24 protein-coding genes are annotated in these 25,075 nt (G+C 44.3%); 13 read left to right on the top strand and 11 right to left on the bottom strand.

What is annotated here, in order from left to right; all coding sequences use genetic code 11:
* On the top strand, positions 1–233 hold a 233-nt coding region (locus tag BLR43_RS08725), incomplete at its 5' end, for an integrase core domain-containing protein (RefSeq protein ID WP_143007422.1).
* Positions 234–238: 5 nt separating this feature from the next.
* Here BLR43_RS08725 and BLR43_RS08720 read toward each other — a convergent pair.
* Positions 239–1,105 (bottom strand): pirin family protein, encoded by an 867-nt coding sequence (locus BLR43_RS08720; protein WP_093070469.1) that lies wholly within the window; start codon positions 1,103–1,105, stop codon positions 239–241.
* Positions 1,106–1,378: 273 nt separating this feature from the next.
* Here BLR43_RS08720 and BLR43_RS08715 point away from each other — a divergent pair, with 273 nt between their 5' ends.
* Together BLR43_RS08715 and BLR43_RS08710 are read left to right on the top strand one after the other, a co-directional pair.
* A complete protein-coding gene (locus tag BLR43_RS08715) occupies positions 1,379–2,431 on the top strand; it encodes a 5'-nucleotidase (protein ID WP_093070467.1) in 1,053 nt (350 codons plus the stop codon).
* Between the two features lie 40 nt (positions 2,432–2,471).
* Entirely contained in the window at positions 2,472–3,077 is a 606-nt protein-coding gene (locus BLR43_RS08710) for a rhomboid family intramembrane serine protease (protein ID WP_093070465.1), read from the top strand.
* Positions 3,078–3,120: 43 nt separating this feature from the next.
* On the opposite strand, the gene BLR43_RS08705 is transcribed toward BLR43_RS08710, so the two are convergent.
* From BLR43_RS08705 to BLR43_RS08685, 4 genes are all read right to left on the bottom strand, one after another.
* Positions 3,121–3,654 (bottom strand): hypothetical protein, encoded by a 534-nt coding sequence (locus BLR43_RS08705; protein WP_093070463.1) that lies wholly within the window; start codon positions 3,652–3,654, stop codon positions 3,121–3,123.
* Positions 3,655–3,793: 139 nt separating this feature from the next.
* The gene (locus tag BLR43_RS08700; RefSeq protein ID WP_093070460.1) at positions 3,794–5,662 is read right to left on the bottom strand and encodes a sodium:solute symporter family protein; all 1,869 of its coding nucleotides are present in this window, start codon (positions 5,660–5,662) and stop codon (positions 3,794–3,796) included.
* Positions 5,663–5,666: 4 nt separating this feature from the next.
* Positions 5,667–5,927, bottom strand: coding sequence for a DUF4212 domain-containing protein (locus tag BLR43_RS08695; RefSeq protein ID WP_071002865.1), 261 nt, complete (start codon positions 5,925–5,927; stop codon positions 5,667–5,669).
* Between the two features lie 1,468 nt (positions 5,928–7,395).
* Entirely contained in the window at positions 7,396–9,033 is a 1,638-nt protein-coding gene (locus BLR43_RS08685) for an electron transfer flavoprotein-ubiquinone oxidoreductase (protein ID WP_093070482.1), read from the bottom strand.
* 453 nt (positions 9,034–9,486) lie between these two features.
* Here BLR43_RS08685 and BLR43_RS08680 point away from each other — a divergent pair, with 453 nt between their 5' ends.
* From BLR43_RS08680 to BLR43_RS08665, 4 genes are all read left to right on the top strand, one after another.
* Positions 9,487–10,170 carry a DUF1285 domain-containing protein gene (locus BLR43_RS08680; protein ID WP_093070458.1) on the top strand — a complete coding sequence of 228 codons (684 nt, stop codon included), beginning with the start codon at positions 9,487–9,489 and terminating at the stop codon, positions 10,168–10,170.
* 275 nt (positions 10,171–10,445) lie between these two features.
* Positions 10,446–11,336: a glutamate racemase gene (murI, locus tag BLR43_RS08675; RefSeq protein WP_379542925.1), complete on the top strand. Its 891-nt coding sequence runs from the start codon at positions 10,446–10,448 to the stop codon at positions 11,334–11,336.
* Positions 11,337–11,501: 165 nt separating this feature from the next.
* Positions 11,502–12,521, top strand: coding sequence for a DUF4062 domain-containing protein (locus BLR43_RS08670; protein ID WP_093070455.1), 1,020 nt, complete (start codon positions 11,502–11,504; stop codon positions 12,519–12,521).
* A 222-nt stretch (positions 12,522–12,743) separates the two neighbouring features.
* Entirely contained in the window at positions 12,744–13,043 is a 300-nt protein-coding gene (locus BLR43_RS08665; RefSeq protein WP_058024783.1) for a hypothetical protein, read from the top strand.
* A 121-nt stretch (positions 13,044–13,164) separates the two neighbouring features.
* Here the strand turns inward: BLR43_RS08665 and BLR43_RS08660 are convergent, their stop codons facing one another.
* The 4 genes from BLR43_RS08660 to msrA all read right to left on the bottom strand — a co-directional run bounded on the left by BLR43_RS08660 (position 13,165) and on the right by msrA (position 16,509).
* Entirely contained in the window at positions 13,165–14,625 is a 1,461-nt protein-coding gene (locus BLR43_RS08660) for a lytic murein transglycosylase (protein WP_093070453.1), read from the bottom strand.
* A gap of 225 nt (positions 14,626–14,850) precedes the next feature.
* Positions 14,851–15,174: a DUF1499 domain-containing protein gene (locus tag BLR43_RS08655; RefSeq protein ID WP_093070450.1), complete on the bottom strand. Its 324-nt coding sequence runs from the start codon at positions 15,172–15,174 to the stop codon at positions 14,851–14,853.
* Between the two features lie 10 nt (positions 15,175–15,184).
* Positions 15,185–15,850 (bottom strand): thiopurine S-methyltransferase, encoded by a 666-nt coding sequence (gene tmpT / locus BLR43_RS08650; RefSeq protein WP_093070448.1) that lies wholly within the window; start codon positions 15,848–15,850, stop codon positions 15,185–15,187.
* 137 nt (positions 15,851–15,987) lie between these two features.
* A complete protein-coding gene (msrA, locus tag BLR43_RS08645; RefSeq protein WP_093070446.1) occupies positions 15,988–16,509 on the bottom strand; it encodes a peptide-methionine (S)-S-oxide reductase MsrA in 522 nt (173 codons plus the stop codon).
* Between the two features lie 224 nt (positions 16,510–16,733).
* Between msrA and cmoA the strand changes: the two genes are divergently transcribed.
* The 3 genes from cmoA to BLR43_RS08630 are packed head-to-tail and all read left to right on the top strand — an operon-like array spanning position 16,734 to position 19,043.
* Entirely contained in the window at positions 16,734–17,522 is a 789-nt protein-coding gene (gene cmoA / locus BLR43_RS08640; protein WP_093070443.1) for a carboxy-S-adenosyl-L-methionine synthase CmoA, read from the top strand.
* Between the two features lie 50 nt (positions 17,523–17,572).
* Entirely contained in the window at positions 17,573–18,625 is a 1,053-nt protein-coding gene (gene cmoB, locus BLR43_RS08635; protein ID WP_093070441.1) for a tRNA 5-methoxyuridine(34)/uridine 5-oxyacetic acid(34) synthase CmoB, read from the top strand.
* Between the two features lie 34 nt (positions 18,626–18,659).
* The gene (locus BLR43_RS08630) at positions 18,660–19,043 is read left to right on the top strand and encodes a DUF1176 domain-containing protein (RefSeq protein WP_093070438.1); all 384 of its coding nucleotides are present in this window, start codon (positions 18,660–18,662) and stop codon (positions 19,041–19,043) included.
* A 35-nt stretch (positions 19,044–19,078) separates the two neighbouring features.
* Here BLR43_RS08630 and BLR43_RS08625 read toward each other — a convergent pair whose 3' ends face one another.
* Positions 19,079–19,297 (bottom strand): DUF2788 domain-containing protein, encoded by a 219-nt coding sequence (locus BLR43_RS08625; protein ID WP_071002875.1) that lies wholly within the window; start codon positions 19,295–19,297, stop codon positions 19,079–19,081.
* Between the two features lie 443 nt (positions 19,298–19,740).
* Here BLR43_RS08625 and argS point away from each other — a divergent pair, with 443 nt between their 5' ends.
* The 3 genes from argS (at position 19,741) to BLR43_RS08610 (ending at position 23,692) form a co-directional block, all read left to right on the top strand.
* Positions 19,741–21,570: an arginine--tRNA ligase gene (gene argS, locus BLR43_RS08620; RefSeq protein ID WP_093070436.1), complete on the top strand. Its 1,830-nt coding sequence runs from the start codon at positions 19,741–19,743 to the stop codon at positions 21,568–21,570.
* Between the two features lie 87 nt (positions 21,571–21,657).
* A complete protein-coding gene (locus BLR43_RS08615) occupies positions 21,658–22,470 on the top strand; it encodes an SPOR domain-containing protein (RefSeq protein ID WP_093070434.1) in 813 nt (270 codons plus the stop codon).
* 127 nt (positions 22,471–22,597) lie between these two features.
* Positions 22,598–23,692: a PTS sugar transporter subunit IIC gene (locus tag BLR43_RS08610; RefSeq protein WP_093070432.1), complete on the top strand. Its 1,095-nt coding sequence runs from the start codon at positions 22,598–22,600 to the stop codon at positions 23,690–23,692.
* Positions 23,693–23,785: 93 nt separating this feature from the next.
* Here the strand turns inward: BLR43_RS08610 and BLR43_RS08605 are convergent, their stop codons facing one another.
* Entirely contained in the window at positions 23,786–24,814 is a 1,029-nt protein-coding gene (locus BLR43_RS08605) for an SDR family NAD(P)-dependent oxidoreductase (protein ID WP_093070430.1), read from the bottom strand.
* Positions 24,815–25,075 lie beyond the last annotated feature (261 nt).

Here is a 25,075-nt window from a genome sequence, read left to right as displayed (position 1 = left end):
CATCAGCTCATGGCATCTATATTGATTATATCGAGCCTGGCTGTCCTTATCAGAACGCTTATATTGAACGGTTTAATCGCAGTTATCGCAATGAGGTTTTAGATTGCTACCTTTTCAACAATTTAAACGAGGTCAATATGCTGACTGAAGACTGGATCAAGGTTTATAACAACGAAAGACCCCATGATTCACTTAATGATATGACACCTGCTGAGTACAGGCAGGTGGCTTAATAATTCTACGATGATGTTGTGTTAAGAATGGGGTATTTACAATTGTTCATCACAAATGGGCCGTATTGTACAATCGGCTTACGTAGTGGGCGACCCGTGATTAAGATCACTTTGGTATCCTCACCACTATCAGCAGTAATGGTAACGCCATCGGCATTTTTATCATTTTTTAAGATAGCCATGTTTTTAGTCGGCACGGTTTCGCCTGCAATATCTACTTTACCACGATAGACAAAGGCAAACGCATTATGATCGGCTGGAATCGCTTGGCTAAAGCTAGTCCCTGCGGGTAGATGAATATCCAAATACGTCGGCTCAGTAACACCGCGCGTGACCGCCCCTTCGACGCCATGCGATGTACCTGCAATGACCGTAACGTCTACGCCATCTTCAGTTGTGTATTTAGGCAAGTCCTCACTTTGGAAGTCTTTATACCAAGGGTCATTCATTTTATCTTTGGCAGGTAGATTAAGCCACAGCTGAAAGCCTTCCATCGCGCCGTCTTCTTGTTCCGGTAGCTCTGAATGAATAACACCGCTCGCCGCTGTCATCCACTGCACGCCGCCGTTCTGTAATAACCCTTCGTTACCCGCGCTATCACGATGACGCATACGGCCTGTAATCATATAAGTAATGGTTTCAAAGCCGCGATGCGGGTGATTGGGAAACCCTGCGACATAATCATCTGGATTGTCACTTTTGAAGTTATCTAGCATCAAGTACGGATCGAGGCGCTGTTGCAGCTGCTGCGTCAGTACGCGAGTGAGTTTAACACCAGCGCCGTCTTGGGTATCGACACCAGCAAAAAGCTGCTCGATTTGACGCGATTGGGTCACAGTATCTTTTTTGCTATTCGCTACAGTATTATTCATTATTCTTTCCTGATTTTTTAATATCTGTTGGTGAGCATTGATTTATTACTCTTAGCTATTTATTTGAGGCCAAAGGGGTATATTTCAATAGCATTATATAATTTATATTAATAGATAATAATGATAATTAAGTATTATTTAATAAATTATCGGTACAAAAGGGATTACTATTAAAGAGTAGCCAATAATAAAAATCTTACTTACCTACTGAGGTTTAATTGCTAAACTGATGAGCATTAACCAATACCATGCTTAGAATAGAGAACGGATAATATGGCAGTCGATTTAACCAATACTTTAATAGTGGCTATATCAGCGACAGCATTGTTTGATTTAACGGAGTCTGAGAACCACCTTTTACAGCTACTACAGCAGCGCCCTGACGAGGCAATAAAGGAGTTTCGCGATTATATGGCGAAGCGTGAAGATCAGCCATTAGATAGTGGTGCAGGATATCCATTAATCAAAGCGCTGCTCAATCTAAATAATTACTGTAACGACTGTCTATCAGCGGATTTAACGACCGAGTCGCCACTTGTGGAAGTCGTCATCGTCTCAAAGAGCAGTCCTGATACTGGCATTCAAGTGCTCAATGCCATTCGTGACAACGGTTTGAATATTTCACGTTCCGCCTTTGTATCCGGAAGCCCTGTCGCTCCATATATCAAAGATTTTAATGTGGATTTGTTTTTGACGACCAACCGTGAGGACGCTCAGCAAGTCGCCGATGCCAACATTTGCGCTTGTGCGATATTGGACGCTACTCCTGTCAATACCTATAAGTTAGATACGGATCAGCTACGTATTGCCTTTGATGGGGATGCGGTATTGTTTGATGATTCTGGCGAGTTACTCTATAAGCAAAAGGGGCTACGAGCTTTTCACGATCGTGAAGTAAAAATGCGTGATTTACCGATTGAAAAAGGCCCTTACGCTGAGCTATTGATCAAACTGTCAAATTTACAGGAACGTTTACCGGCTGGTTTACAATATTCGCCAATCAAAATTGCGCTTGTGACCGCCCGTAATGCACCTGCTGATTTGCGCGCTATTAAAACGCTGCGAGAGTGGGGCGTGAATGTCGATATGGCATTTTTTTTAGGAGGGCTGGAAAAAACAGCAGTGCTTAGGACATTTGCACCGCATATATTCTTTGATGATTCAATCAAGCATATCGATGCAGCACGTCGATTTATACCTACAGCCTTGGTTCCTTATCGTTCGACGTCGTTACTGCACGGTGATAGCTATCTAACTAATGATAAAGATGCAACATTATTGTCATTCAAGCCTGCTGTGCGCCCACTATTTGTAGTAAATCATTGAGCATGTACAGATAAGCGAAATTTAAACAATAGGATGGTATATGAATTGGCAGCAATTGCTCAATTTGATTGTGGCGCGAATAAAGCAGGTTGTTGGTTTATACGCTTTTGTACTCATACCGATGTGGGGTATGTTTTTTTTAAATGAAGTGGCGCTATTTGGACTGTGGAATATCTTTGGGATTGTACCGCGCGCGTTAGATGTGGGCAGTATGATCGGAGTATTTGCCTCATGGACGATGCATGGCAATTTGTCACATCTGATTGGTAATACTGTCACGCTATTACAAATTTTGTTTTTGTTCGGATTATTTGAGAAAAATGCCTATCGCACGATTATCAAGCTGGTCATCGCTTCAGGGCTGGTGACATGGGTGATCGGGTCACCATCTTCTATTCATATCGGTGCATCAGGATTATGTTTTGCGATGTTTGGTTACATGATAGGCGGCGCATTATTTGCGCGGCGTTGGGGATATTTATTGGCCTGTATTATCATGGGAACAGGTTACTGGCTGACCATCAAGCAAGGTCTGATGCCGCAGCCGGGAGTCTCTTTTGCCGCACATTTTGGGGGATTGTGCGCAGGGTTACTGCTGGGGGCAACTTCCAAGCATCACTATACCAGTGTCAGTCGCCATCAATAAGTGCTTAAGGCTGCTGATTTAACCATCTTGTCATGGTGTGGTTTTACTGACAAACACTCAAAAACAAAGGATCGTCAGTAGTTAGCGGTCGCCATTGGGTGGTATTTGCCACATATTCTCTCAAGCCAAGCTCACGGTCTTTGGCTACAGGTATCCTATAATCGGCACGTGCAGGCGCACGGCAATCAATCACTTGTGGTATCTGCTGTACACTCATACGCCGCTCAAACAAATATAAATTGACCAAATATAGACCCTGATCGGCACTGCGCGCACGTTCGTTGTCAACAGCCATAAAGCGCACGGTCTGAGGCTTTAGGTAAGACCAAGGTCGAAACCAAGCGGTATCCTCGATTTTTTTGACGACGGTGACACCCTCTGGCAGCTGAACCACTTGCTGATCGTACCAGTTGTATTCTTGATGAATCTGAAACGCAAAAATACCGATGGCAGCAAACAATGGAATCAGCCACTTGGGCGCACGCTTTCCTGCCAGTTTGCTCAAATGTGTGATAATCAGTGCCAACCCAGCCATACCAAACCCAGCAGCGATGGTCGCAATAAACTCATAAATCATAAAATAAATCCTCAAAGCGGTGGGTCAGTGTGTCAGTTGGTTAATTCATCAATCAAGCAGTGATACCATAAAAAATCACCCACAAGCAGCTATGGCTCATGAGTGATGGTCATCTTAACAGATAAAAGCGAAAGTCGGCTTAATGATCAATCGCACCACCTGCACCGCGTGGGTAACGGACACCTTCGACCAACTCTTGAATCTCTCTTGGAGGCGCTTTGGTAGCGTAAGAGACTGCAAAGGCAACCGCAAAGTTCAATAGCGCGCCAATCGCGCCGAATGACAGTGGCGAGACACCAAGAATCCAGTATTCAGCCGTGTCAGGTAGGTTGGCCGTACCAGCGATAAAGAACCAGCCTTTGTACATAAAGATATAGACCAAGGTGGTAAATAGGCCTGTGAGCATACCGGCAATCGCGCCGACATTATTGATGCGTTTTGAGAAAATACCCATCATCAAGGCAGGGAAGAGCGACGCCCCTGCGATACCAAAGGCCAGTGCTACCACCTGAGCGGCAAAGCCTGGTGGGTTCATACCCAACCATGTGGCGATCAAAATCGCGACACCCATCGAGATACGCGCCGCCATCAGCTCGCCTTTATCCGTGATATTGGGGTTAAAGTGACCTTTGATCAAATCATGACTAATGGCTGATGAGATGGCGAGCAGTAGACCTGCGGCGGTTGATAGTGCCGCGGCCAGACCACCTGCTGCGATCAGACCAACCACCCATGGTGGTAGCTGCGCAATCTCTGGGTTTGCCAATACTAAGATATCGTTATTGACATCTAGCTCGTTACCTGCCCAGCCTGCATCAGCAAAGCGGCCTTCAGCTTCAAGATCGTGTAAGACGCGAGCGGCGTCAACCGCCGTGGTAGCTGCGCCAACATCACCACCTTCGGTTTCGGCATTGGTTAAAGCCAGCTCCGCTGCGCCAAGGCCACTATCGTTATACATCTGAATGCGGCCATCGCCGTTTAGATCGTTATATTTGATTAGACCTGTTTGCTCCCATGTACGCATCCAATCTGGACGTTGGTCATACTCGAGCGCAGGCTCATTCACGCCTTGTGGGTAGATGGTATCAAGTAAGTTCAAACGTGCCATAGAGCCTACCGCAGGCGCAGTGAAGTAGAGCAGGGCAATAAAGACCAATGCCCAACCCGCTGACCAGCGCGCATCGGCCACTTTGGGTACGGTAAAAAAGCGAATGATGACGTGCGGCAAGCCTGCTGTACCAATCATCAATGACAACGTAAACAGCACCATATTTAGCTTATTGGGCACATCAGAGGTATACGAGGCAAAGCCTAAATCTGTCACCACTTGATCAAGTTTGGTCAATAGCGGTAAGCCTGATTCTGTATGAGTTGAGAACATACCAAACCCAGGGATCGGGTTGCCCGTCAATTCAAGCGAGATAAAGACCGCAGGAATGGTATAGGCGATAATTAACACCACATACTGCGCCACCTGCGTATAGGTAATCCCTTTCATACCGCCAAGTACCGCGTAAAAGAACACCACAAATGCTGCAATAATCAAACCTGTGTTGTTATCGACTTCCAAAAAGCGCGAAAATGCCACGCCTGCACCCGTCATCTGACCGATAACATAGGTGGTTGACGCAATAATCAAACAAGCAACTGCCACCATGGCTGCGGTCTTAGAGTAAAAACGGTCCCCAATAAAATCAGGAACCGTAAATTTACCAAACTTGCGCAAGTAAGGTGCCAGTAGCATGGCCAGTAGCACATAGCCACCTGTCCAGCCCATCAAATAAGAAGACGCACCGTAGCCGCCTGCCGCGAGTAGACCTGCCATAGAAATAAATGACGCTGCACTCATCCAGTCTGCGCCTGTTGCCATACCATTGAGTACGGGGTGTACACCGCCACCTGCCACATAAAAATCGCTGGTCGACCCTGCACGCGCCCAAATCGCAATCCCAAAATATAGCGCGAAAGACAGCCCCACAAAGATAATATTAATTACAAATTGACTCATAAGGCTATTCCTCGTCTAGGCCATATTGTTTATCCAACTTATTCATACGCCACGCGTAAAAAAAGATGATGATAATAAAGATCGCAATAGAGCCTTGCTGCGCAAACCAAAAGCCCAGATCAGTACCGCCAATGGCGATGCCCGCCAATAAAGGCCGTAGCAAAATAGCAAAACCATAGGAACACAGCGCCCAAACGACTAGGCAACCTAAAATCAGCCGCACATTGGCACGCCAATATCCAGAGGGATCATCATGGTTTTTCATAGGACAACTCCTTTTGTCTTACATAAAACAGGGTGAGTGGTTGGCGATAGCCATTCAATGATGATGTGTACCAATACTTTGTTAATAACACCCAATCTGATTGTAGAAGCTATTAACGGTATATAGATTAGATACAAACCAAGCGATCAAATGGCTGATCAAACCAACAGGTGGATAACGGTTGTTATATTTTTAGCACACTTGTGGTGACTAAAAACAGTAGATAGACAAACGATTACAGGTCGTACATGGTCATTATTACGCGTAAGCATGCGGTGATTGGCCAGTCAGTGCTTAACGCTATTGCCATCATCATGAAAAAAAGAGGGAGTGGTGCCGAAGAGAGACAATCCGCTGTCTTTTTTAACTCTTGTCTTCTTGACAAAAGAGAGTATGGCTCGTTCACATGGTGGTTATATCACCATGATGGTTATGGTAGAACGTCATTGGGTAATGATCCAAATGTGTACGCCATAATAGGGTTATATCGATACTATAAGCATCAATCATCTAAACCCTATTGGGAATATATACAAAATCTCAGTAATTCACAATAAGTATATTTCACAAGCTTTTTGTAACAAAATATATATGAATACAACTACTCAGTATCAAACAGGTAATGTTTTACTCACAGTAAATATCGGATATATGGACAGTTATACGTCAATTTTGTTAAATCCACAACCTTCATGGGGATTTAAAATGCTAAAAAATATGGCTGATTGCTAATATTTTTTATCTCAATAATGATTTTGTCCTCATATGGATTCGAGTATAACGGTAATCGGACATTGTAGGCAAATTATTACTAATATCGTATTTTTAATTGAAATAAAGGTGATATCCACTATTTAGTAAAACAAAAGTTAATTATTGCGTATGGATACAAATGAATACGGTTATAAAATGGCAGCAATAAATTGAATGTATAGATTTTATGGTTCATAGAATAGGTAAAAAAAGATATAAGCTGAACGAAATAGCCGCGCTTTAGTCAAAATACCGCCACTTATCGCTAGACTGTACTTCAGCGATGGCCTTCGTCTTTGTGCAGCGAACAATAACCATCAAGCAGCCATCATGATGTTTTTAAGACATGGCTCACTGTAGCCAACTCTCAGCAGCGATTGTACTGATTATAAAATCAGCTTATAGAACGGAAAACCATCTTTAATCCTGACAGCTGTGTGAAGCCGAAAGACGAGGCCAATCGTCATGTTTGGATGGATTAAATTCTACTCTCAGAGAGTTTAGAGTTATAAGTAGTAGGTCAACATATAGTCGAACCACTATTAAAGCGTTACAGCGTTAGACTCGTTTAGCCTACTACTGTAGTACTTGCACTCGTCTGCCTTGTACCACTTTCAATATTGATTGACTATAGTCTGCTTAAACGAAAAAACCGCTCTTCTCTTTATACAGAGAAGAGCGGTTTTTATTGATCTTTATGATGTTACATCATCTTTTACATGTTTGGATAGTTAGGGCCACCGCCACCTTCTGGGGTTACCCACGTGATGTTCTGTGATGGGTCCTTGATGTCACATGTTTTACAATGCACGCAGTTCTGCGCATTGATGACGAATTTGGCGCCTTCAGCATCTTTGACCACTTCATATACACCCGCTGGACAATACAAGCGTGCAGGCTCAGCATAGAGCGGTAAGTTGATAGAGATAGGCACGGTTGGATCAGTCAGCTTCAGATGCGTTGGTTGATCCTCTGCGTGGTTGGTATTTGAGATGAATACCGATGACAATTTATCAAACACCAGCTTGCCATCAGGCTTGAGATAAGTCGGCTGATAAGCATGGTTGGCGCGCTCTAACTGATCGTAATCTGGTACATTATCATGCAAGGTCAGTGGCATTTTGCCTTTCAATAAGTTGTGCTCGATAAAGGTGAAAGCACCGCCCATAAACAGACCCATGCGGTGGATTGCAGGAGAGAAGTTGCGTGCCTCATAGTTGTCTTGATAGAGCCATGATTCTTTGTACATGGTGCTATAAGCCACTACTTCGTCATGCTGACGCTCTGCCTGTAGCGCCTCAAAGATCGCTTCGGCGGCGAGCATGCCTGACTTCATAGAGGTATGGGTGCCTTTGATTTTTGCGGGGTTCAAGAAACCAGCATCATCACCCACCAACACACCGCCTGGGAATGTGAATTTTGGTAATGAGTTAAGCCCGCCTTTAGTCAACGCTCGGGCGCCATAAGAAATACGCTTACCACCTTCTAAAACACGCTTGATAACAGGATGGGTCTTCAAGCGCTGCATCTCATCAAATGGCGACATGTAAGGGTTGTGATAAGACAGATCCACCACTAAGCCAAAGCTCACTTGGTTGTTTTCATCGAAGTACAACCACCATCCGCCAGTTGAGCCAGTTTCGGTCAACGGCCAGCCAAGACCGTGCATGACCACGCCTTGCTCATGCTTATCAGGCTCGACTTCCCACAGCTCTTTTAGACCGATACCGTAATGCTGAGGATCAGAGTCTTTATCTAGATCAAAACGACTGATTAAGCGTTTGCCCAAGTGTCCACGGCTGCCTTCGGCAAAAATAGTGTATTTGGCCAGCAGCTCATAGCCAGGCTCAAAGCTAGGCTTGGCTTCGCCATTGGCAGCCACACCCATATCACCCGTCAAAATCCCTTTTACCGAACCATCGTCATTGTATAAGATGTCATCGGCAGGGAATCCTGGGAACATCATCACTTCAAGCTCTTCTGCCTGTACAGCCAACCAACGAACCACATTGCCTAATGAGACAATGTAGTTACCGTCATTATGCATTGGGCCTGGAATCAATGAGTGCGGTACTTGAGTTGAACGTGTGGCAGAGTTTAGATAATAAAACCGATCTTCCGTCGCTGGTACGTTAAGTGGAGCGCCTTTGTCCTTCCAGTCTGGAATCAGCTCATTCAAGGCGCGTGGTTCGATGACTGCACCTGATAAGGTATGGGCACCAAATTCGGAGCCTTTTTCGACCACACACACCATAAACTCATCGTTGCCTGCTTCGATAGCGAGCTGACGTAAACGAATAGCAGCAGAGAGACCTGCAGGCCCGCCGCCAACGATGATGACATCGAACTCCATGGACTCACGCTCGATCTCAGGTTCCGGCTCTACGACTGGCGCTGCCGTCTCTGTTACTACTGGTGCGTCAGCGTCTACAGTAGTGCTGTCTACAACTGGCGCTTGATTGTCTTGCTCTTGCATACCTACTCCTAAACTTTAGTGGCTTATCTCAGGGCATCATTAGCGTAACAACCGAATAATAGATTTGCGGCGCTAACGTCACTCAGACATATGGCTGCCCGATAAAAATGTGTCATCAATACAAAATCCACTTGACCATTTCAATAAAAAATCGTTACTCATTATAAAAGAAAAGTCCTACAAACACGATACGCATTTATGAGCAACGGTGTTAAGGTTATATTGAAACAATAAGGGTGTTTAGATGATAAAGCTTCATCATACCCGAAACAAAAATTTATAGTAATAATAGATTTGCCAAACTTTGAATACTAGATAAAGGATTGTGCGATGAATAATGATAACAATTATACTGATGGGAATAACGGAAATAATTTGGAAGCCCCAGTCAATAAGACCTCCAGTCTAAATAATATGAATGCCCTCAGCCAATATCTCAAATCAACCGCTGCCACTCGTGAAGGACGAGAAATACCGCCACTTGATAAATGGCATCCAGAAAATATTGCCGATATGGATCTGGTGATAAAAGCAAATGGCGAGTGGTGGCATGAGGGTGGGAAAATGACCAGACAGTCACTCGTCAATCTCTTTGCAACCATCTTGTGGAAAGAAGAGAGTGACGGTGTAACCGAATATTTTTTGAAAACTCCTGTGCAAAAAATCCGTATTCAAGTAGAAGATGTGCCATTGCTGATCAATGATGTCGGTATCGTAAAAGAAAATGAGGTGAGCTGGTTGGAGTTTGTGACCACCACCGGTGACGTGGTGCGCTTGGACGATGAGCATCCCATTAGCTTACAAGCATATCAGCCTGATAATGCCGCAGCCCGTATAGATGAGTCGCAAATACGCCCTTATATGCCAGTAAGAAATGGTCTGAACGCGCTGATTGGACGAAATACCTTTTATCATTTGACGGAGATTGGTGAACTAACAGAGCATGATGGTAAGACGATGTTGACCTTACAAAGCGGTGGGAAGTCTTACTCTATGACTATGCCAGACCGTTAAACGTTAATACATCAACAGCAGCATTTATAGATTATGACAATAAAATCTATTTCATCAGTGGAGATGTCATAATACAAGAAACGCAGATATCTCTGATTGAGTAGAAATCAGAGATAATATAGAGATGATGATATGTATCTAAAAGTGGCGGTGAAGTAACGATGGCGAGTGCTGCAAATCAGATGACAACAAGTCAAGCAAATATAGAACAAACAAATATTTTGGATAGTCATGTGCTGTCAAACACTTCTATTAACAATGCTGGCATGAATGCAATGGTTATCGATGCAATCAGCATTGATGATGCTCAACGTGCTCCAATAGGACTATTCGATTCGGGGATTGGCGGCTTATCGGTTTATTTGCATTTAGCCCAGCAACTACCTAATGAGCGCTATATATATTACGCTGATACCTTAAATGTCCCTTATGGCAACCGCGAGAGCGATGATATCGAGTCGCTCACGCTAAAAGCCGTTGAATGGCTGCATAAGCAAGGCTGTAAGCTGATTGTGATCGCTTGTAATAGCGCATCAGCTTATGCCCTAGATACAGCGAGACGCTCTTATCCGAATATGCCTATTGTAGGTCTAGTACCAGCGTTAAAGCCTGCGATATTGGCAAGCAACAGCGGTCATGTCGCGGTATTGGCCACGAAGGCGACGCTCAATGGCCGGCTGCTTAATGACGTTATTACCAATTTTGCCAATCCAAATGGTACGGTGGTGACAAAATATTTTGATCCACAGCTGGTACCTTGGGTTGAGGCTGGCATGCCATTACAAGATGAGACCGCGCAGCGCTTGCGCCAACAAATACAAGTATTTGCAAATGAAGGAATTGATCATCTCGTGCTAGGCTGTACACATTATCCATTTTTTAAATCGTTTTTATTAGACGAAATTGCGCAGCAGCAGTTGGCCATACAGGTGGTTGACTCTGGGCAAGCCATCGCTGAACGAGTCAAGCAGCTATTGGTCGCAAATCAGATGTCAGCCACTCTTTATAATGAGACAAGTACTCAGGATTTGAGTGCGATTAATAAGACAAATGTTGATATCAGACAGCCATTAACTTTCCATGCGACTAAATATAGTGATAGACTAAGCGCTTTGATTGAACGCTTACTTGGTCAAGAGACTATACTGCAATACTATTCTGAGTAATGGTGAGCAAAGATATTTATGCAAAAACCTTTATTGCAGCATGGATGTGGTTAAAATACGTCGAATGTATTTTCGCAAGACTGTGCGAGTTGATACAAAACAAGATATTTTTGCTCTATTTCGTTTTATTCCCTTTTATGCCGCAACCTAAGCTCAGAGGTAATCGTGCCACATCGCCGCTATCATATTCATGTTATATGTGCTGATAATGATCAATTATTGGTCTTGGACAGCGTAGCGATATTTTTTCAAGTACGGGCGTTTTTGACTTATGACGTGTCTAGCAAGTTGCCAAAAGCTTCGCTATATGGTCGACAATGTATTGATTCTTGTGATTATGCATTGATGATCATTGGAGACAGTTACGGAGCCGTACAAAACACAGGCGTGAGCCAAATGCATTTGAGTTACCTGAATGCCAAAGCTAAAGCCAAGCCCCTACTGATTTTCATCAAAAATCACTACCAAGAGACGGGTGTCAGTCGCCAATTACAAGAACTGATTAAACTCGTCTCTAGGCAAGACAATCAGATTTATTACTATGATACAGAGGACGATATCGAAGCGTTACTCGTACAAGCCTACTACAGCGCAGTAGCCAGTCATAAAGTGAGAGGTGGCTGGGTGAGAGCGACTGAGGAGATGATTAAATTTAGTCGACAAACGGTCGCCGAAAGACTTGCTGATCTCTTATCTAAGAATACTAATACTAATACTAATACTAATACCAAGAAAGAACGTCCTGTTGATGAGAGTTTTGCGGCTGACAATGTTAGCAAACCAATTGTATTGACACAAACGTTTGATGTGCAATATAGTGCTCAAGCTTATGAAGGTGGTAACTTGAAGGATGTTACCAGAGAAGTAATATTATCTTGGCAAGAAGTATTAATCACCTTAATGAAAATACCGTCTACATTTTCGAGCTACGGGCTACAAAATGCCATTAATCGTCTGATTGCGCCAAAAGCTGAGATAGATATCAAAAACGATATGCCAAACGTTCACGCTGTCTCACGCTGCCAAATCTCTCAAGATGATCTCAATAACCTACAACGTCAGCTAGTAAGTGCCAACTGGATACAATTGACGACCTACGGTACACGTTTGTCACAAGAGCTTTGGAAGCTTACTTTTCATGCTAGAAGCCTACTAGAAGCTGAAAACGCTCAAACAGATGAGTGACATTAGGTTTTGGCATACGTTCACCTTTTAGCTTTTCATAAAATATGGGCAAAAATACATCTTATGCTCCTGACTACGTTTTGTAATACAAAGCATACGCGGCAATGGTTGTGAATTGACTCAAGACTCGTGATAATAATAGCCATCAGATACGAGAATTTGTGTCAGAATTAAAAATACATAAGACGTACTACACTATTGATCGATTAAGGAGAGCGCATAATGAGCAACGCTAAAAATGACGAGTTATTAAGAGAGCTTGATGGTCTAGAGAAAAACATGCATGACGCTGATCAATTTCATACACTAGAAGAACAAGTGGCAGATATGAAACGTCGCGGTATCGACCCAAGCCAAGCCTACAAAGATTTGGATAGAAAAGCAGAAGATGAAGACTGGGGTGATGCGACTTGGAAAGAAAATGGCAAGTGGGAGCCAAAAACGGCTGCTGATCTAGATGATAACGCTCGTGAAAACTGGGACGGTGACAACGGTAAGCCAAACCCGCCACCCATTGTCTAAATCTTTCTTTAAATATCGATGTGATAGATGAAGGTCTTCACTAGGCATCAAACCTAAAAAAGCCACGCTAATCATAGCGTGGCTTTTTTAATGATTTACGGTAGGACTATTCGTTACATTATTATGACCCTTCGTCAATGCGAACTAGCTTGATCGTCCCATCGGCACTAGCAACACGGCGATAGCGCGTATTAGTAGAAGTTGAAGGACTTATCGATGGTTGAGAAGAATAGCTATTAGGCCTAGTGGTCTGCTGCTCAATTAGCTGCCCCATACGATCGGCAGGCGCAGGGTTCAAAGGTCGGCTATTTGCTGGCTGACCGTACTGCCCTGGACTTGGTGCTGCATTACCAACGATAGCACGATAGAACTTTTGGCCTGCGCGTCCATCTGCTGGGAAAATGCCACGACTGGTCTGATATTGCTGGATAGCGGTACGGGTATTGTCCCCAATGATGCCATCAACACTACCAATATCATAGCCTGCATTTAACAAGGCTTGCTGAATATCTTTTGCTTGTTGACGACTGATACCAGGATCATCTGTTGGCCAAGCGGTGATAAAGTCTGTTTTACTACTGTCTTCGCGAGTAATCAAATCTGATAAATGGGCGATAGCCAAGGCATAGTTTTCTGAAGCATTATACGAGTAGAACGTATCAAAGTTTTTACCAACCAAAAACGCAGGACCATCGACACCAGCTGGTAGCAATAAACCCGCACTACTCAAGTCATAAGGCAGCGGACTACCGTTAGCCAGCGTTAGACCTTGATTGCGCCAATGGCTGATAGATTTTTTGTCTTTACGGTTGGAAGCCGCCCAAAATCCATCAGGTAGTTTGACTTCATAACCCCAAGGCTCGCCCGTACGATAACCACGTTTGTCTAAAAAATTTGCAGTAGAGGCGAGCGCATCAGGCACACTATTAACAAGGTCACGACGACCATCGCCGTCACCGTCTACTGCTAGCTCTAAGAAGGTACTAGGCATAAACTGGGTTTGTCCAAATGCACCTGCCCATGAGCCTGTCATATCATTGGGCGCGATATCACCATTTTGTACGATTTTTAGGGCATTGGCATACTCACCTTGAAAGTAGCTTTGACGACGATCAAAACAAGACAACGTCGCCAAAGATTCAAACAATGGCTTTTTGCCCAGCGTCTGACCAAAGTTAGATTCTACGCCCCATACGCCAAGCACATGCTCCGCTTTTACGCCATAGCGCGATTCGATTTGGCGCAGCGTGTCACGCCACTGGCGCTTGGCACGGATACCATCTTCGACACGCTCTTTGTCTACTAGCGCTGAGAGATAATCCCAAACGTCTTTTTGAAACTCTGGCTGATAGTTGAGCGACTGAATGACACTAGGATCAGGCTGGCTTGGACGATAGTTGTTAAAGGTATAGCTATTGACACCGCGAAACTTGCTCGAATTTTTTAGGCCATCCAAGCATTGCTGAAATTCACTATTGGACAGATCTGGAGCGGGCGGCTGAGCTGCTTGGGCAGTGCTCGCAAGGCTAATGCCAACTGCAACACTAAGCAATGACAAGGTAGAAAAAGGAGTCAAACGCATGAAAATATCCTATAAACGTTAAGTTGGTTGCTAAGAGACAAAAATTAAAAGGCTAAAAGTGGTATCAAGGTAGAGTAACTAATCTAAACAGTAAAGAAAAGGTATCGCAGCACTCAGTTACTATAAGCTGACGTTCGCGTGAGGTTACAAGAGCATTTCATTAGAGACAAAGCCCAGCATTAACTGGTACTTAACTTTAAAAAGACCGTAGCAAGCAAAAAAGACTCAGTTAGCCAGCTCACCGTCTAACGCGTCAATAAAGCCATGAATCCGCGCCGCATTTTTAACCAAATCGCCGCCACCAATCCGCGACTTACTACGTATATCGACTAAACGTTCATTCTCGCTATCCGTGATACGGACGACGATATCGTCTTTAAAACCGAAACAAGCAGTGATGTCCGTCGCTTCTATCGCTTCTATAATGTCTTTATCTGCATCAATATTGACCAGCTCCCAGCCCAAGTTTTCAATGGCTTGTGTGCTTGCCGCAACCAATTCAGGTTGCGTTTGGTCATAGCGTAATGTCTGTAATTCAGGATAACCGATACGCTGTTGCTTATTTCAATAGCCAAATATGCTCTGTGACTTTTAGATTAGGTGCAGACCCTATAGAAGAAGGCTCGCTTGCTAGCTTACAGATCTGATAGTGACTGCCATAATACTGCTGCACTTGCTCATGATTGATAGAGAACGGCGGCCCATCTTTTTTACTTTGATCGTAATTAAGCGTTATTAGCAATTGTGGCGCATTGTCGCTAACTTTACGTATCTGTTCGCTATAGTCGGGACGCATATCAGCTGGCAAGGCTATCAAAGCTGCTTTGTCATATATCGCATCGATAGTACCTAGATCTGTAGAGGTCAAAGCAAAGATATCCGCAGCCCAGAGTGTAATAGTTCGCTGCTCATCACCATCTACCAGCTGACCTTGGTAGCATTTAATATCTGGATTTTCTAAATGCTGAGAGACAATAGGTTGGATATTTTGTTCAGCAAAGAATGCTTGTACGGCTGTCTCAACCAACTCAACGCCCACCACATCATACCCTTGTGCCGCGAGCCAAACCATATCGATAGATTTGCCGCAAAGAGGAACAAAGATACGGCTACCGACTGCTAAATCTAAGTGATCAATATACTCAGTTAATAATGGATTAACAGCTGACTGATTAAATCCGATACGCTTTTCTTGCCAGCGTTTGTGCCAAAATTCGGGATTCATAATTTACGCCTATCTATAGGTATTTGTTGATATCTTTATAATAACGTCTTATTCGAAAATGCTGAACACAATAAAAAGCCAAACACCTATTTTATAAGCATTTGGCTGTTAGTAAGCAGGATTTGTTAATCAATCGTTTAGCTCGTCATATATTGACTAAATTCTTTACGCAGTTTGGCAAGCTTTGGTGGTATGGCAAAATTGCAATAAGCCTGTCCTGGGTTTCTGTTAAAGAAGTCTTGATGCGCCTCTTCTGCGCGGTAAAATTCAACAGCAGGATGTACTTCTGTGACGACATTGATGCCCATGTCACGCAGTTTATTGATCGTGCGGTCGACCGTTGGTTTTTGATCTTCCTCGGTATAAAAGACCACGCTGCGATACTGACTGCCAACGTCATTGCCTTGACGATCCATCGTTGTGGGATCATGCGTGGCAAAAAATACGTCGAGGATGACTTCCAACGGTACGACAGAGTCATCAAACTCGACTTTGATGACTTCGACGTGTCCAGTGTCACCACCGCATACGGCTTCATAATTGGCTGATACTGCATCGCCGCCCATATAGCCTGAAACGACAGACTGCACGCCTTTTACGGATAAAAAGACAGACTCGGTGCACCAAAAGCAGCCACCGCCTAATACGATTGTTTGCATAATTTTTTCCTATTTTTATAAATATAAAATCATCGTTGTTTGCCTAGATGTTATCTATCAAACAATGTCGTTTAGCTTAGCAGGGCATCTGGTGGCGATAAGTAACAAACAGTAATGTTATAATGGGCTTTTGCTACGTTGATTTGCTATCGATAAATAGCGCGAGCAAAACTCCCAAGTACTTTCTTATTTACGTTCTATTATCACAGAATACGAGTCGCCCCATGAGCCAATCCCAGCCTGCCATTATCAAACATGACACCCTTTTTGATAAACCGTTTACCACGCCATTAGATAAAGCGGCGCGTTTTTCTTTTGATGAGCAAGTGGTGGCTTGTTTCCCCGATATGATTCGCCGTAGCGTACCCGGTTATGGTCAGGTATTGGCCATGCTGCCTATCTTTGCCCGTCGTCACTGCAAGTATCGTCAGCAAAGTGATAATGGTCAACGCGTTAGCCGTGTTTATGACTTGGGCTGCTCGCTTGGTGCCGCCAGTATGACGCTGGCTGGTGAGTTTGATCCGCAAGATTTGCAGATTAAGGCGATTGATATCTCCCCTGCAATGACGACCGAAGCCACGACGTTATTGAGTGACAATTATCCTGAGCACAATATCGAAGTCATTACTGCAGACATTCGCGACGTTGAGCTTGAGCCATGCGACATGGTGATTTTAAACCTAACGCTACAGTTTTTACCAGCAGCCGATAGAGTCGCAGTATTAGAAAAAATTTATGCGGCCTTGAGCGAAGGCGGCATACTGGTATTAACCGAAAAAACTCATGCCTTTGATGAGCAGTATGATGCGTGGTTGGTTGAGCGTTATTATGATTTTAAACGTGCCAATGGCTATACCGAAATGGAAATCAGTGGCAAACGTAATGCATTAGAAAACGTGCTGATTACCGATACGCTAGATGAGCATCATGCACGGTTAGATCAGGTTGGCTTTAAACGTCATCTGACGTGGTTTCAGTTTTTAAATTTTGTCTCTATTGTGGCGTTTAAATAATCCTTACTTTTAACACAGTTATTTCTTAATCATTACGGTAATCTGCTTCTATGCTAAACGACACAATTACGCACGCCGAACGCGAACTATATTTAACCCTATTAGAGCTGGCTCAGCAGCAGCCGAGCGCTTATGAGTGGCTGACGCGACTGCCAACATGGTTAAATGACATCAAGAACAAAGCTAACTACGCACATGCGCCTGCTTATCAAGCGTCAGTCGCTCGTTTACCACAATTGACTGTCAATCACGTCGATCTCAACAGCGATACATTGACGATTGAGGCAAGTCTAAATGAGTCTCAGCGCAAACAAACAACGGCGTTATTAAAGCAGTTGATGCCGTGGCGTAAAGGCCCATTTCAGATTGGCGGTCAAATCGGCGATGATGAGTCAGGTATTAAGATCGATACCGAGTGGCATAGTGATTGGAAATGGCAACGTGTTGCGCCGCATTTAAGTAGGCTTGATGGTCGGCGTGTATTGGATGTGGGCGGAGGTTCTGGCTATCACGGTTGGCGTATGGCAGGGGCTGGCGCGGATACCGTTATTATTATTGATCCGTCATGCTTGTTTTACCATCAGTTTATGGCGATTCGTCATTTTGTCGGTAGCGCGGATGCTCATACTCATAATACAGGCCGTTACCGTACGCATTATATTCCTGTGCCACTTGAAGCATTGCCCGAGCATAGCCAACTGTTTGACACCGTATTTAGCATGGGTGTGCTCTATCATCGCCAGTCACCGTTCGAGCATTTACAACAGTTGAAAGGGCAGTTGGTCAAAGGCGGTGAGCTAGTGCTTGAGACGTTAGTTATCGAAGGCGATGCCAATACAGTCCTAGTACCGCACGACCGCTACGCGCAGATGAATAACGTGTATTTTTTACCATCGGTCGCCGCATTGATAGGTTGGCTAGAAAAAGCAGGTTTCTCAGAAGTGCGCTGCGTCGATGTGGCTGTCACCTCAATGGAGGAACAACGAAAAACCGAATGGATGACCTATCATTCGTTAATAGACTTCTTAGATCCTAATGACTCAACTAAGACCATCGAAGGATATCCTGCTCCCATGCGTGCGACTTTGATTGCGAAAAAGTAGCATTGATGGTGGTAGCTAACGTAAGGAAAGCATTATGAAGACATCAAAGACTTTTATTGTAGCTACCATCAGCTTGCTATCGCTACCTGCTCTCGCAGGATACGGCACCCCATCTGAAGGCTGGGGCTTTGTACAAGACGACTGGCAAGTGGTTTGTGATAATACGCGTACTTGCCGAGTGGCAGGCTACTCAAGTGACGCCTCAATAGATAAGCCTGCTTCAGTGCTATTCACCGTATCGCCAAAAGTAGCGCTGCCAAAGGCACAAATTCAGTTGGCATCAAAAGTATCCAAAGATAAGGCTGAGCTGTGGTTAAATAATAAAAACTATGGGACATTGCAGCCCGCTGGAAGTGACGCTGCATTATATGATCTATCTGCTAAGCAAACACAAGCAATTATCGATAAGGCTCGATAAGAAATATTTGGGATTTAATGACGAAAAATGACTGATTATATCAGCCATTTTTTGAAAGCGACTTCCATGACTATTTTAAGGATGAAACCAACAGAGCCTGCGCCAAGGGCCAAAAAGATCCAAAAGGTACCTGCGCGCCCAGCATCAGAAGTTTTAGAGATATCCCACATGATAAAGAATAAGAAAGCGATGAATATCGGCAGTAAGACGTACAAGCCCCAACTGGTGACCGTACTGGCAGCAATAGCAAACATAGCGTAATCCTATAGGGTAATAACGCGTCTTCTATGGCGTAAAAGCGTCATAGATGCGCAATATAAACCATCATTATAACGTGTAAGCGGTTGCGTATAAACGACTGCTCAGTATCGGGCAACAGGAACGCTACAATTGACAAAACCATTCGCTCATTGATTTTATATTATTTATACCAGATTTATTTTACTAAGCATCAGCAAACGAGCGAACAAAATTTATATTAATCCCAATTATCAATATTAGTTGTCATAACGGTAAGATTTTAGGGCTAATTTTGGCGCAAATGGTGCAATAAAGCCCAAAGATTGTTATATTTACAGATTACTTATCTTTTTGCATTATTTTATCCCTGCAATGTCGGTCGGCACTATAATAAGCAGTTATCGACTGCTCGCATTCGCACCGTTTTTGTTGTTTATTTAATTGAGTTCAAATCCCTATGTCACAAGCCCAAATTGATACGCTTGCATCCCTATTTAATGATGCGATTCAAACCCTACAAGCAGATGGTACGCTACCAAGCGACTGGCAGAATAACAGTCAAATCACGCGTACAAAAGATTTAAGCCACGGTGATTTTGCCAGCAATATCGCACTGACGGCGGCCAAAGCGGCCAAGGCCAATCCGCGCCAACTTGCCGAAAAAATCGTCAGCGCGCTGCCTGAGAATCAAGACATTCGCCAAGTAGAAATCGCCGGTCCTGGGTTTATCAACGTATTTTTAAACTCAGAGGCTAAGTTTGCGGTATTGGACGATATCTTTAACTTACAAGATCGTTTTGGTCTGAGTAATCAGTTTGACGGTCAAAAGGTACAAGTCGAGTTTGTCTCTGCCAATCCGACCTCAAGTCTGCATGTCGGTCACGGACGCGGTGCGGCGTTTGGTATGAGCGTATCAAACTTACTAGAAGCCATCGGTTACGACGTCACTCGCGAGTATTATGTCAATGATGCGGGTCGTCAGATGGATATTTTGGCGACCAGTACTTATTTGCGTTATTTAGAATTGAATGGCGAAACGGTCACTTTCCCAGTCAATGCCTATCAAGGCGACTACGTTCGCGATATCGCACAGACATTAAAAACGCAGCATGGTGACAGCTACGTTCATCGTTTTGCCGATGTTGCCAAAGACGTACCAGAAGACGCAAAGTTTGAGATCAATGCTGACGGTGAGAAAACCTTAGTGTCTGGTGATAAAGAAGCGCATATTGATGGTTTGATTGCGGGTAGCAAAGCCTTGCTTGGTGACAGCTATGCGCTGTTTTTAAATGCCGCCTTGAGCAGTATTTTGGCCGATATCAAAGACGATTTGAATGACTTTGGTGTGAGCTACGAGTGCTGGTTCAGTGAAAGATCGATTGATAGCGAGATTGAGCCTGTCCTACAAATACTCGATGACAAAGGTTACTTGTACGAAAAAGACGGCAACATCTGGTTCAAATCGACCGATTTTGGTGATGAAAAAGACCGCGTGGTTCGCCGTGCTAATGGTCAGTCGACGTATTTTGCCTCGGATATTGCTTATCATAAAAACAAGTTTGATCGCGGTTTTGACAAAGTGATTAACGTTTGGGGCGCCGACCACCATGGTTATGTGCCACGCGTAAAAGCGGCGCTGCTCGCGTTGGGGATTGATGCTGAACGTCTTGATGTTGTATTGGTACAGTTTGTGGCATTGTGGCGCGGCAGTGAAAAAGTACAAATGTCTTCACGCTCAGGTCAGTTCGTTACTTTGCGTGATTTACGTGCAGAAGTCGGCAATGATGCGGCGCGTTTTTACTATGTCGCGCGTAAGCCTGAAGTACACATTGACTTTGACTTAGAGCTTGCCAAATCACAAAGCAAAGACAATCAAGTGTATTATATTCAGTATGCGCATGCGCGTGTTTGCCGTGTATTAGAAAAACTGGCAACCTACGATTTGGCAGTAGATGATGCTGTTGGTTTGGCACATCAAGATTTGCTTAATGCGCCCAATGAAGACGAGTTGATTAAACTATTAGCTGGTTATCCAGCGACACTATTACGTGCAGCGACTGGCTACGAGCCGCATGTCTTGACTAACTACTTAAAAGAGCTTGCTGCATTGTTCCATGGTTGGTATGACACCAATCGCATTTTGCCTGTCAGTCTCACGACAGGTGAAACACCAAGCTCAGATGAGATGGCATTGATGCAAGCACGTTTGCGCTTGTCCAAAGCAGTTAGACAGGTCTTGGCGAACGGCCTTGGTCTGCTTGGTTTGTCAGCACCTTCTGCTATGTAGTCATTTTCTAACATGTGACATGAGTATAGACAGCCAATAGCATTAATTCGATGATGACCGTTAAATTCAGTAGGGAGAACGAGATCCATGCTAGCCAAAAAACCGAAAGGCGCAACAGAAAAGCGCAAATCAAGTAGCGTATCGGGCTTATTGTGGATGTTTGTTGGGGCAGTATTGACCCTTATGATCGGGGTATTTATCTACCTTTCACCATTATTCAACTTTAGTCCCGCTGATGGTAGCGCCGAGAACGATCCTGACAGGCAGGTGCAGCCGCGCGTAGATACTGATACCGATAATGGCGATTATGAATTCTACGATATTTTGCCCAATCAAGAGATGGCAACCATTCCTGATGAAGATATCGCTGAGATTGATAACGATCAGATAGGAGATATTGGCGCGTTTGAGCCGGATGTCGTCGTGACCCAGCCGGATAGTACGGCAGCTAATGGTATAGATAATGCTGGTAGCTTTGGTAATGCGGAAAGTCCTGCAGGCGAGACCAGTGGCGGTAGTAATACTGCTGCGGGCGACGATATTGTTGTTGTTGAAGAGGACGCAACTTATGATGGCACGCCACCTCCTAACACCAGTAACTCTGCGACCCGTAACAACAATGCAGGAGCAGGTACGGCAAGTGTTCAAGCTGCCAAACCTGCTGCGATCTATATTTTGCAGATCAATAGCTTTAGTGATGCAGATGAAGCAGATCGTCGCCGCGCCCAAGTATTGATGGCAGGCGTGGATGCCAGAGTAGTCAAAAATACGACAGGTAATGGCTTACCTATCTATCAGGTAATCTCGCGTCCGTTAAGTAACCGTCAGGCAGTGACAACAGCACAGCAGCGCCTACAAAATAACGGTATTGACTCTATTATCGTTGAACAGCGTCGCTAAGTTAAGTTGTTTACAGTAATTGTATTTATAAAAAAAGCGTCGTCATGACGCTTTTTTTATCTCTTTAATTTATTAAGCACTCTATCATCTTTTCTCCTTAATCAAAATATTCATAAAGAGTATGGTTATGACAGCATCTCCCTCAGCAGTACCGCAAGCAGGCGTTATCAAAGCATTCTTTCAAAAGTACTTTATCGATGCCTTTACGGGCATGGCGTTAGGGCTATTTGTCACACTAATTGCTGGCTTGATTATCTCGCAAATCGGTGGCTGGTTAGATTTGCCAGCATTGGTTGCGGTCGGGAAACTTGCTTCAATATTAATGGGTGCTGGTATTGGAGTAGGTATCGCTTATTATCTCAAAGCGCCAACGCTGGTGATGCTTAGCTGCCTTGTAGCAGGTCTGTTGGGTGCGCATTCTGAAGCACTAATGGCAGGAACGCTATTCATACCGCAAGAGGGTGGCCCTGCGACCTTTGTAGCACTGCCAGGCAACCCAATCGGCGCTTATCTGACGTCTGTATTCGCTTATCGTGCTGGTACGTGGATCGCAGGCAAGACCAAGCTCGATATTTTATTAGTGCCCTTAGCAGTGTGTGGTATCGCGCTATTGGTCTGTGCGCTGCTCAATCCGCCTGTTGTTGCGGCAGTTAGTGCGATTGGGCAAGGGATTCACGCGGCAACTGAGCTACAGCCATTGCTGATGGGTATCGTGATTGCAGTCGTCGTTGGTATCTTATTGACGCTACCGACATCAAGCGCCGCCATTTGTATTGCGATTGGCCTTGGTGGTTTGGCGGGCGGTGCCGCAGTTGTTGGCTGTGCCGCGCATATGATTGGTTTTGCCGTGGCCAGTTTTAAGGATAATGGATTTAGTGGCGTGATATCTCAAGGATTGGGTACCAGCATGCTGCAAATCCCTAATGTGCTAAAAAAACCTATCGTTTTGCTGCCTGCCGTTATTGCGAGCGCGATCGTTGGCCCTATCGCGACTGTCGGATTTGGCTTGGCTTGTACGGCGACAGGGGCGGGCATGGGTACCGCTGGTCTGGTTGGTGTGTTCGGCGTTATTGAAGCATCACAAGAAATCATGAGTACGACCCAATTATGGACAGCGATTGTCCTTCTGATGTTTGTATTGCCTGCAGTGATTGCAGGTTTGGTCGCTTACATCATGCGCCGTATGGGCTGGCTAGTCGCTGGTGATATGAAGCTGCCTTAAAAACGGTTAAAAATTTGTATTCGTGACCATACAACAAAAAAGCCCTGCTGTTCAAAAACAGTAGGGCTTTTTTATTTAAGGAGCGTCAGTTAGTTATGGTGCGGTACTTGTTTTATCACTACGCTTGTTATTGCGTCTTGGTTTTAGTTTACGCGATAACTGAGTGATGTCGTTTATAACTTCACTATAATGTGATGGGAATACCCGCTGAATGGCATCAACCATTTTGGCATCATTCCCAATTAAGCAGCGCTGCTTATTGGTCGCAGCGGCATGTAAAATAATCCAAGCTGCTTCGCTGGCATCAAATTTCAACAGTTTATTGAAGCTTCTAATGGCTTTATCACCAGTAGGCATACCGACCGTACTGGTACTATCATTGCCACGTGCGCTATTGGCAATATTGGTTTTGATACCGCCTGGATGGATACAGGTCGCTGATACACCGCAATTCTGAATGTTAAGCTCTTGACGCAGGCTTTCTGTAAAGCCGCGTACCGCAAATTTACTGGCATTATAAGCAGAATATGAAGGCTGAGCGGTCAAACCAAACAAGCTGGAGATATTGATCACATGACCGTGTTCTTTAAACTGGCGGGGTTGATCGTTTTGATTATCACTCGTCACCTCGCTTTGTTTGACACTATTTTTGATGAGTGGTAAAAACGCTTTGGTGCCATAAACCACGCCCCAAAAATTGATATCCATTACCCACTCAAGCTCTTCAATACTAGCGCCCTCTATCGTCGAAGAGAAGGCCACGCCTGCATTGTTAAAGATGAAATTGACTTTGCCATGGTCGCGCATCACGCTATCCGCCCACGCTTGCACAGCGTCATTGTCTGAGACATCAAGTACAGTCATGGTGACCTTAACATCATAACCAACCAGCATCTCTTTGGTTCGTGCCAGTTGTTCTACATTGATGTCTGATAGCGCCACATGACAGCCCATTTTTGCTAAGTGAAGCGCAAGCTCGCGTCCCATCCCAGAACCTGCGCCAGTAATGGCGGCGACATGATTTTGGTAATAAGGTGCAATATCATTATCTTGTTCGCTGGGTGTATAAAAGGGCAGGTGCTGGCGTAATGAGGACGCCATCGTGGTTATATTGTTAAGCATAATAAACAGTCCTTTGTATTATTCATGATGGGTATACATCGTTGCTATTTACATTAGCATGATTAATCATGAGGTCTACTTGCGATTGATAAACACTGCTATCATTTTGTAATGAGGAGCGTCCATTATCTCTAAAGCACTATACTGTTAAGTGTTCTTGGAATATAAAGGTTAATCAAATTTTTGATAAATAATTTAGGCGATCGATAGACATAAAAAAAGCGCCGTGGCTTATAAGGCCAGACGCTTTTTTTGAATACT

Origin of the sequence: Psychrobacter pacificensis, assembly GCF_900101915.1 — a bacterium.
GTDB classification, from domain to species: Bacteria; Pseudomonadota; Gammaproteobacteria; order Pseudomonadales; family Moraxellaceae; genus Psychrobacter; species Psychrobacter pacificensis.
Note: the sequence above shows the minus strand (reverse complement) of the source record. Positions and strands in the feature narration are given on the sequence as shown.

Excerpts from the sequence above, each read along its gene's own strand:
- BLR43_RS08665 (WP_058024783.1), top strand. The coding sequence starts at position 12,744 with ATGAGCAACGCTAAAAATGACGAGTTATTAAGAGAGCTTGATGGTCTA.
- BLR43_RS08695 (WP_071002865.1), bottom strand. The coding sequence starts at position 5,927 with ATGAAAAACCATGATGATCCCTCTGGATATTGGCGTGCCAATGTGCGG.
- BLR43_RS08715 (WP_093070467.1), top strand. The coding sequence starts at position 1,379 with ATGGCAGTCGATTTAACCAATACTTTAATAGTGGCTATATCAGCGACA.
- BLR43_RS08605 (WP_093070430.1), bottom strand. The coding sequence starts at position 24,814 with ATGCTTAACAATATAACCACGATGGCGTCCTCATTACGCCAGCACCTG.
- BLR43_RS08610 (WP_093070432.1), top strand. The coding sequence starts at position 22,598 with ATGACAGCATCTCCCTCAGCAGTACCGCAAGCAGGCGTTATCAAAGCA.
- BLR43_RS08720 (WP_093070469.1), bottom strand. The coding sequence starts at position 1,105 with ATGAATAATACTGTAGCGAATAGCAAAAAAGATACTGTGACCCAATCG.
- tmpT (WP_093070448.1), bottom strand. The coding sequence starts at position 15,850 with ATGAATCCCGAATTTTGGCACAAACGCTGGCAAGAAAAGCGTATCGGA.
- BLR43_RS08700 (WP_093070460.1), bottom strand. The coding sequence starts at position 5,662 with ATGAGTCAATTTGTAATTAATATTATCTTTGTGGGGCTGTCTTTCGCG.
- murI (WP_379542925.1), top strand. The coding sequence starts at position 10,446 with ATGGTTATCGATGCAATCAGCATTGATGATGCTCAACGTGCTCCAATA.
- BLR43_RS08615 (WP_093070434.1), top strand. The coding sequence starts at position 21,658 with ATGCTAGCCAAAAAACCGAAAGGCGCAACAGAAAAGCGCAAATCAAGT.
- argS (WP_093070436.1), top strand. The coding sequence starts at position 19,741 with ATGTCACAAGCCCAAATTGATACGCTTGCATCCCTATTTAATGATGCG.
- BLR43_RS08710 (WP_093070465.1), top strand. The coding sequence starts at position 2,472 with ATGAATTGGCAGCAATTGCTCAATTTGATTGTGGCGCGAATAAAGCAG.
- BLR43_RS08705 (WP_093070463.1), bottom strand. The coding sequence starts at position 3,654 with ATGATTTATGAGTTTATTGCGACCATCGCTGCTGGGTTTGGTATGGCT.
- msrA (WP_093070446.1), bottom strand. The coding sequence starts at position 16,509 with ATGCAAACAATCGTATTAGGCGGTGGCTGCTTTTGGTGCACCGAGTCT.
- BLR43_RS08625 (WP_071002875.1), bottom strand. The coding sequence starts at position 19,297 with ATGTTTGCTATTGCTGCCAGTACGGTCACCAGTTGGGGCTTGTACGTC.
- cmoA (WP_093070443.1), top strand. The coding sequence starts at position 16,734 with ATGAGCCAATCCCAGCCTGCCATTATCAAACATGACACCCTTTTTGAT.
- BLR43_RS08660 (WP_093070453.1), bottom strand. The coding sequence starts at position 14,625 with ATGCGTTTGACTCCTTTTTCTACCTTGTCATTGCTTAGTGTTGCAGTT.
- BLR43_RS08680 (WP_093070458.1), top strand. The coding sequence starts at position 9,487 with ATGAATAATGATAACAATTATACTGATGGGAATAACGGAAATAATTTG.
- cmoB (WP_093070441.1), top strand. The coding sequence starts at position 17,573 with ATGCTAAACGACACAATTACGCACGCCGAACGCGAACTATATTTAACC.
- BLR43_RS08685 (WP_093070482.1), bottom strand. The coding sequence starts at position 9,033 with ATGGAGTTCGATGTCATCATCGTTGGCGGCGGGCCTGCAGGTCTCTCT.
- BLR43_RS08630 (WP_093070438.1), top strand. The coding sequence starts at position 18,660 with ATGAAGACATCAAAGACTTTTATTGTAGCTACCATCAGCTTGCTATCG.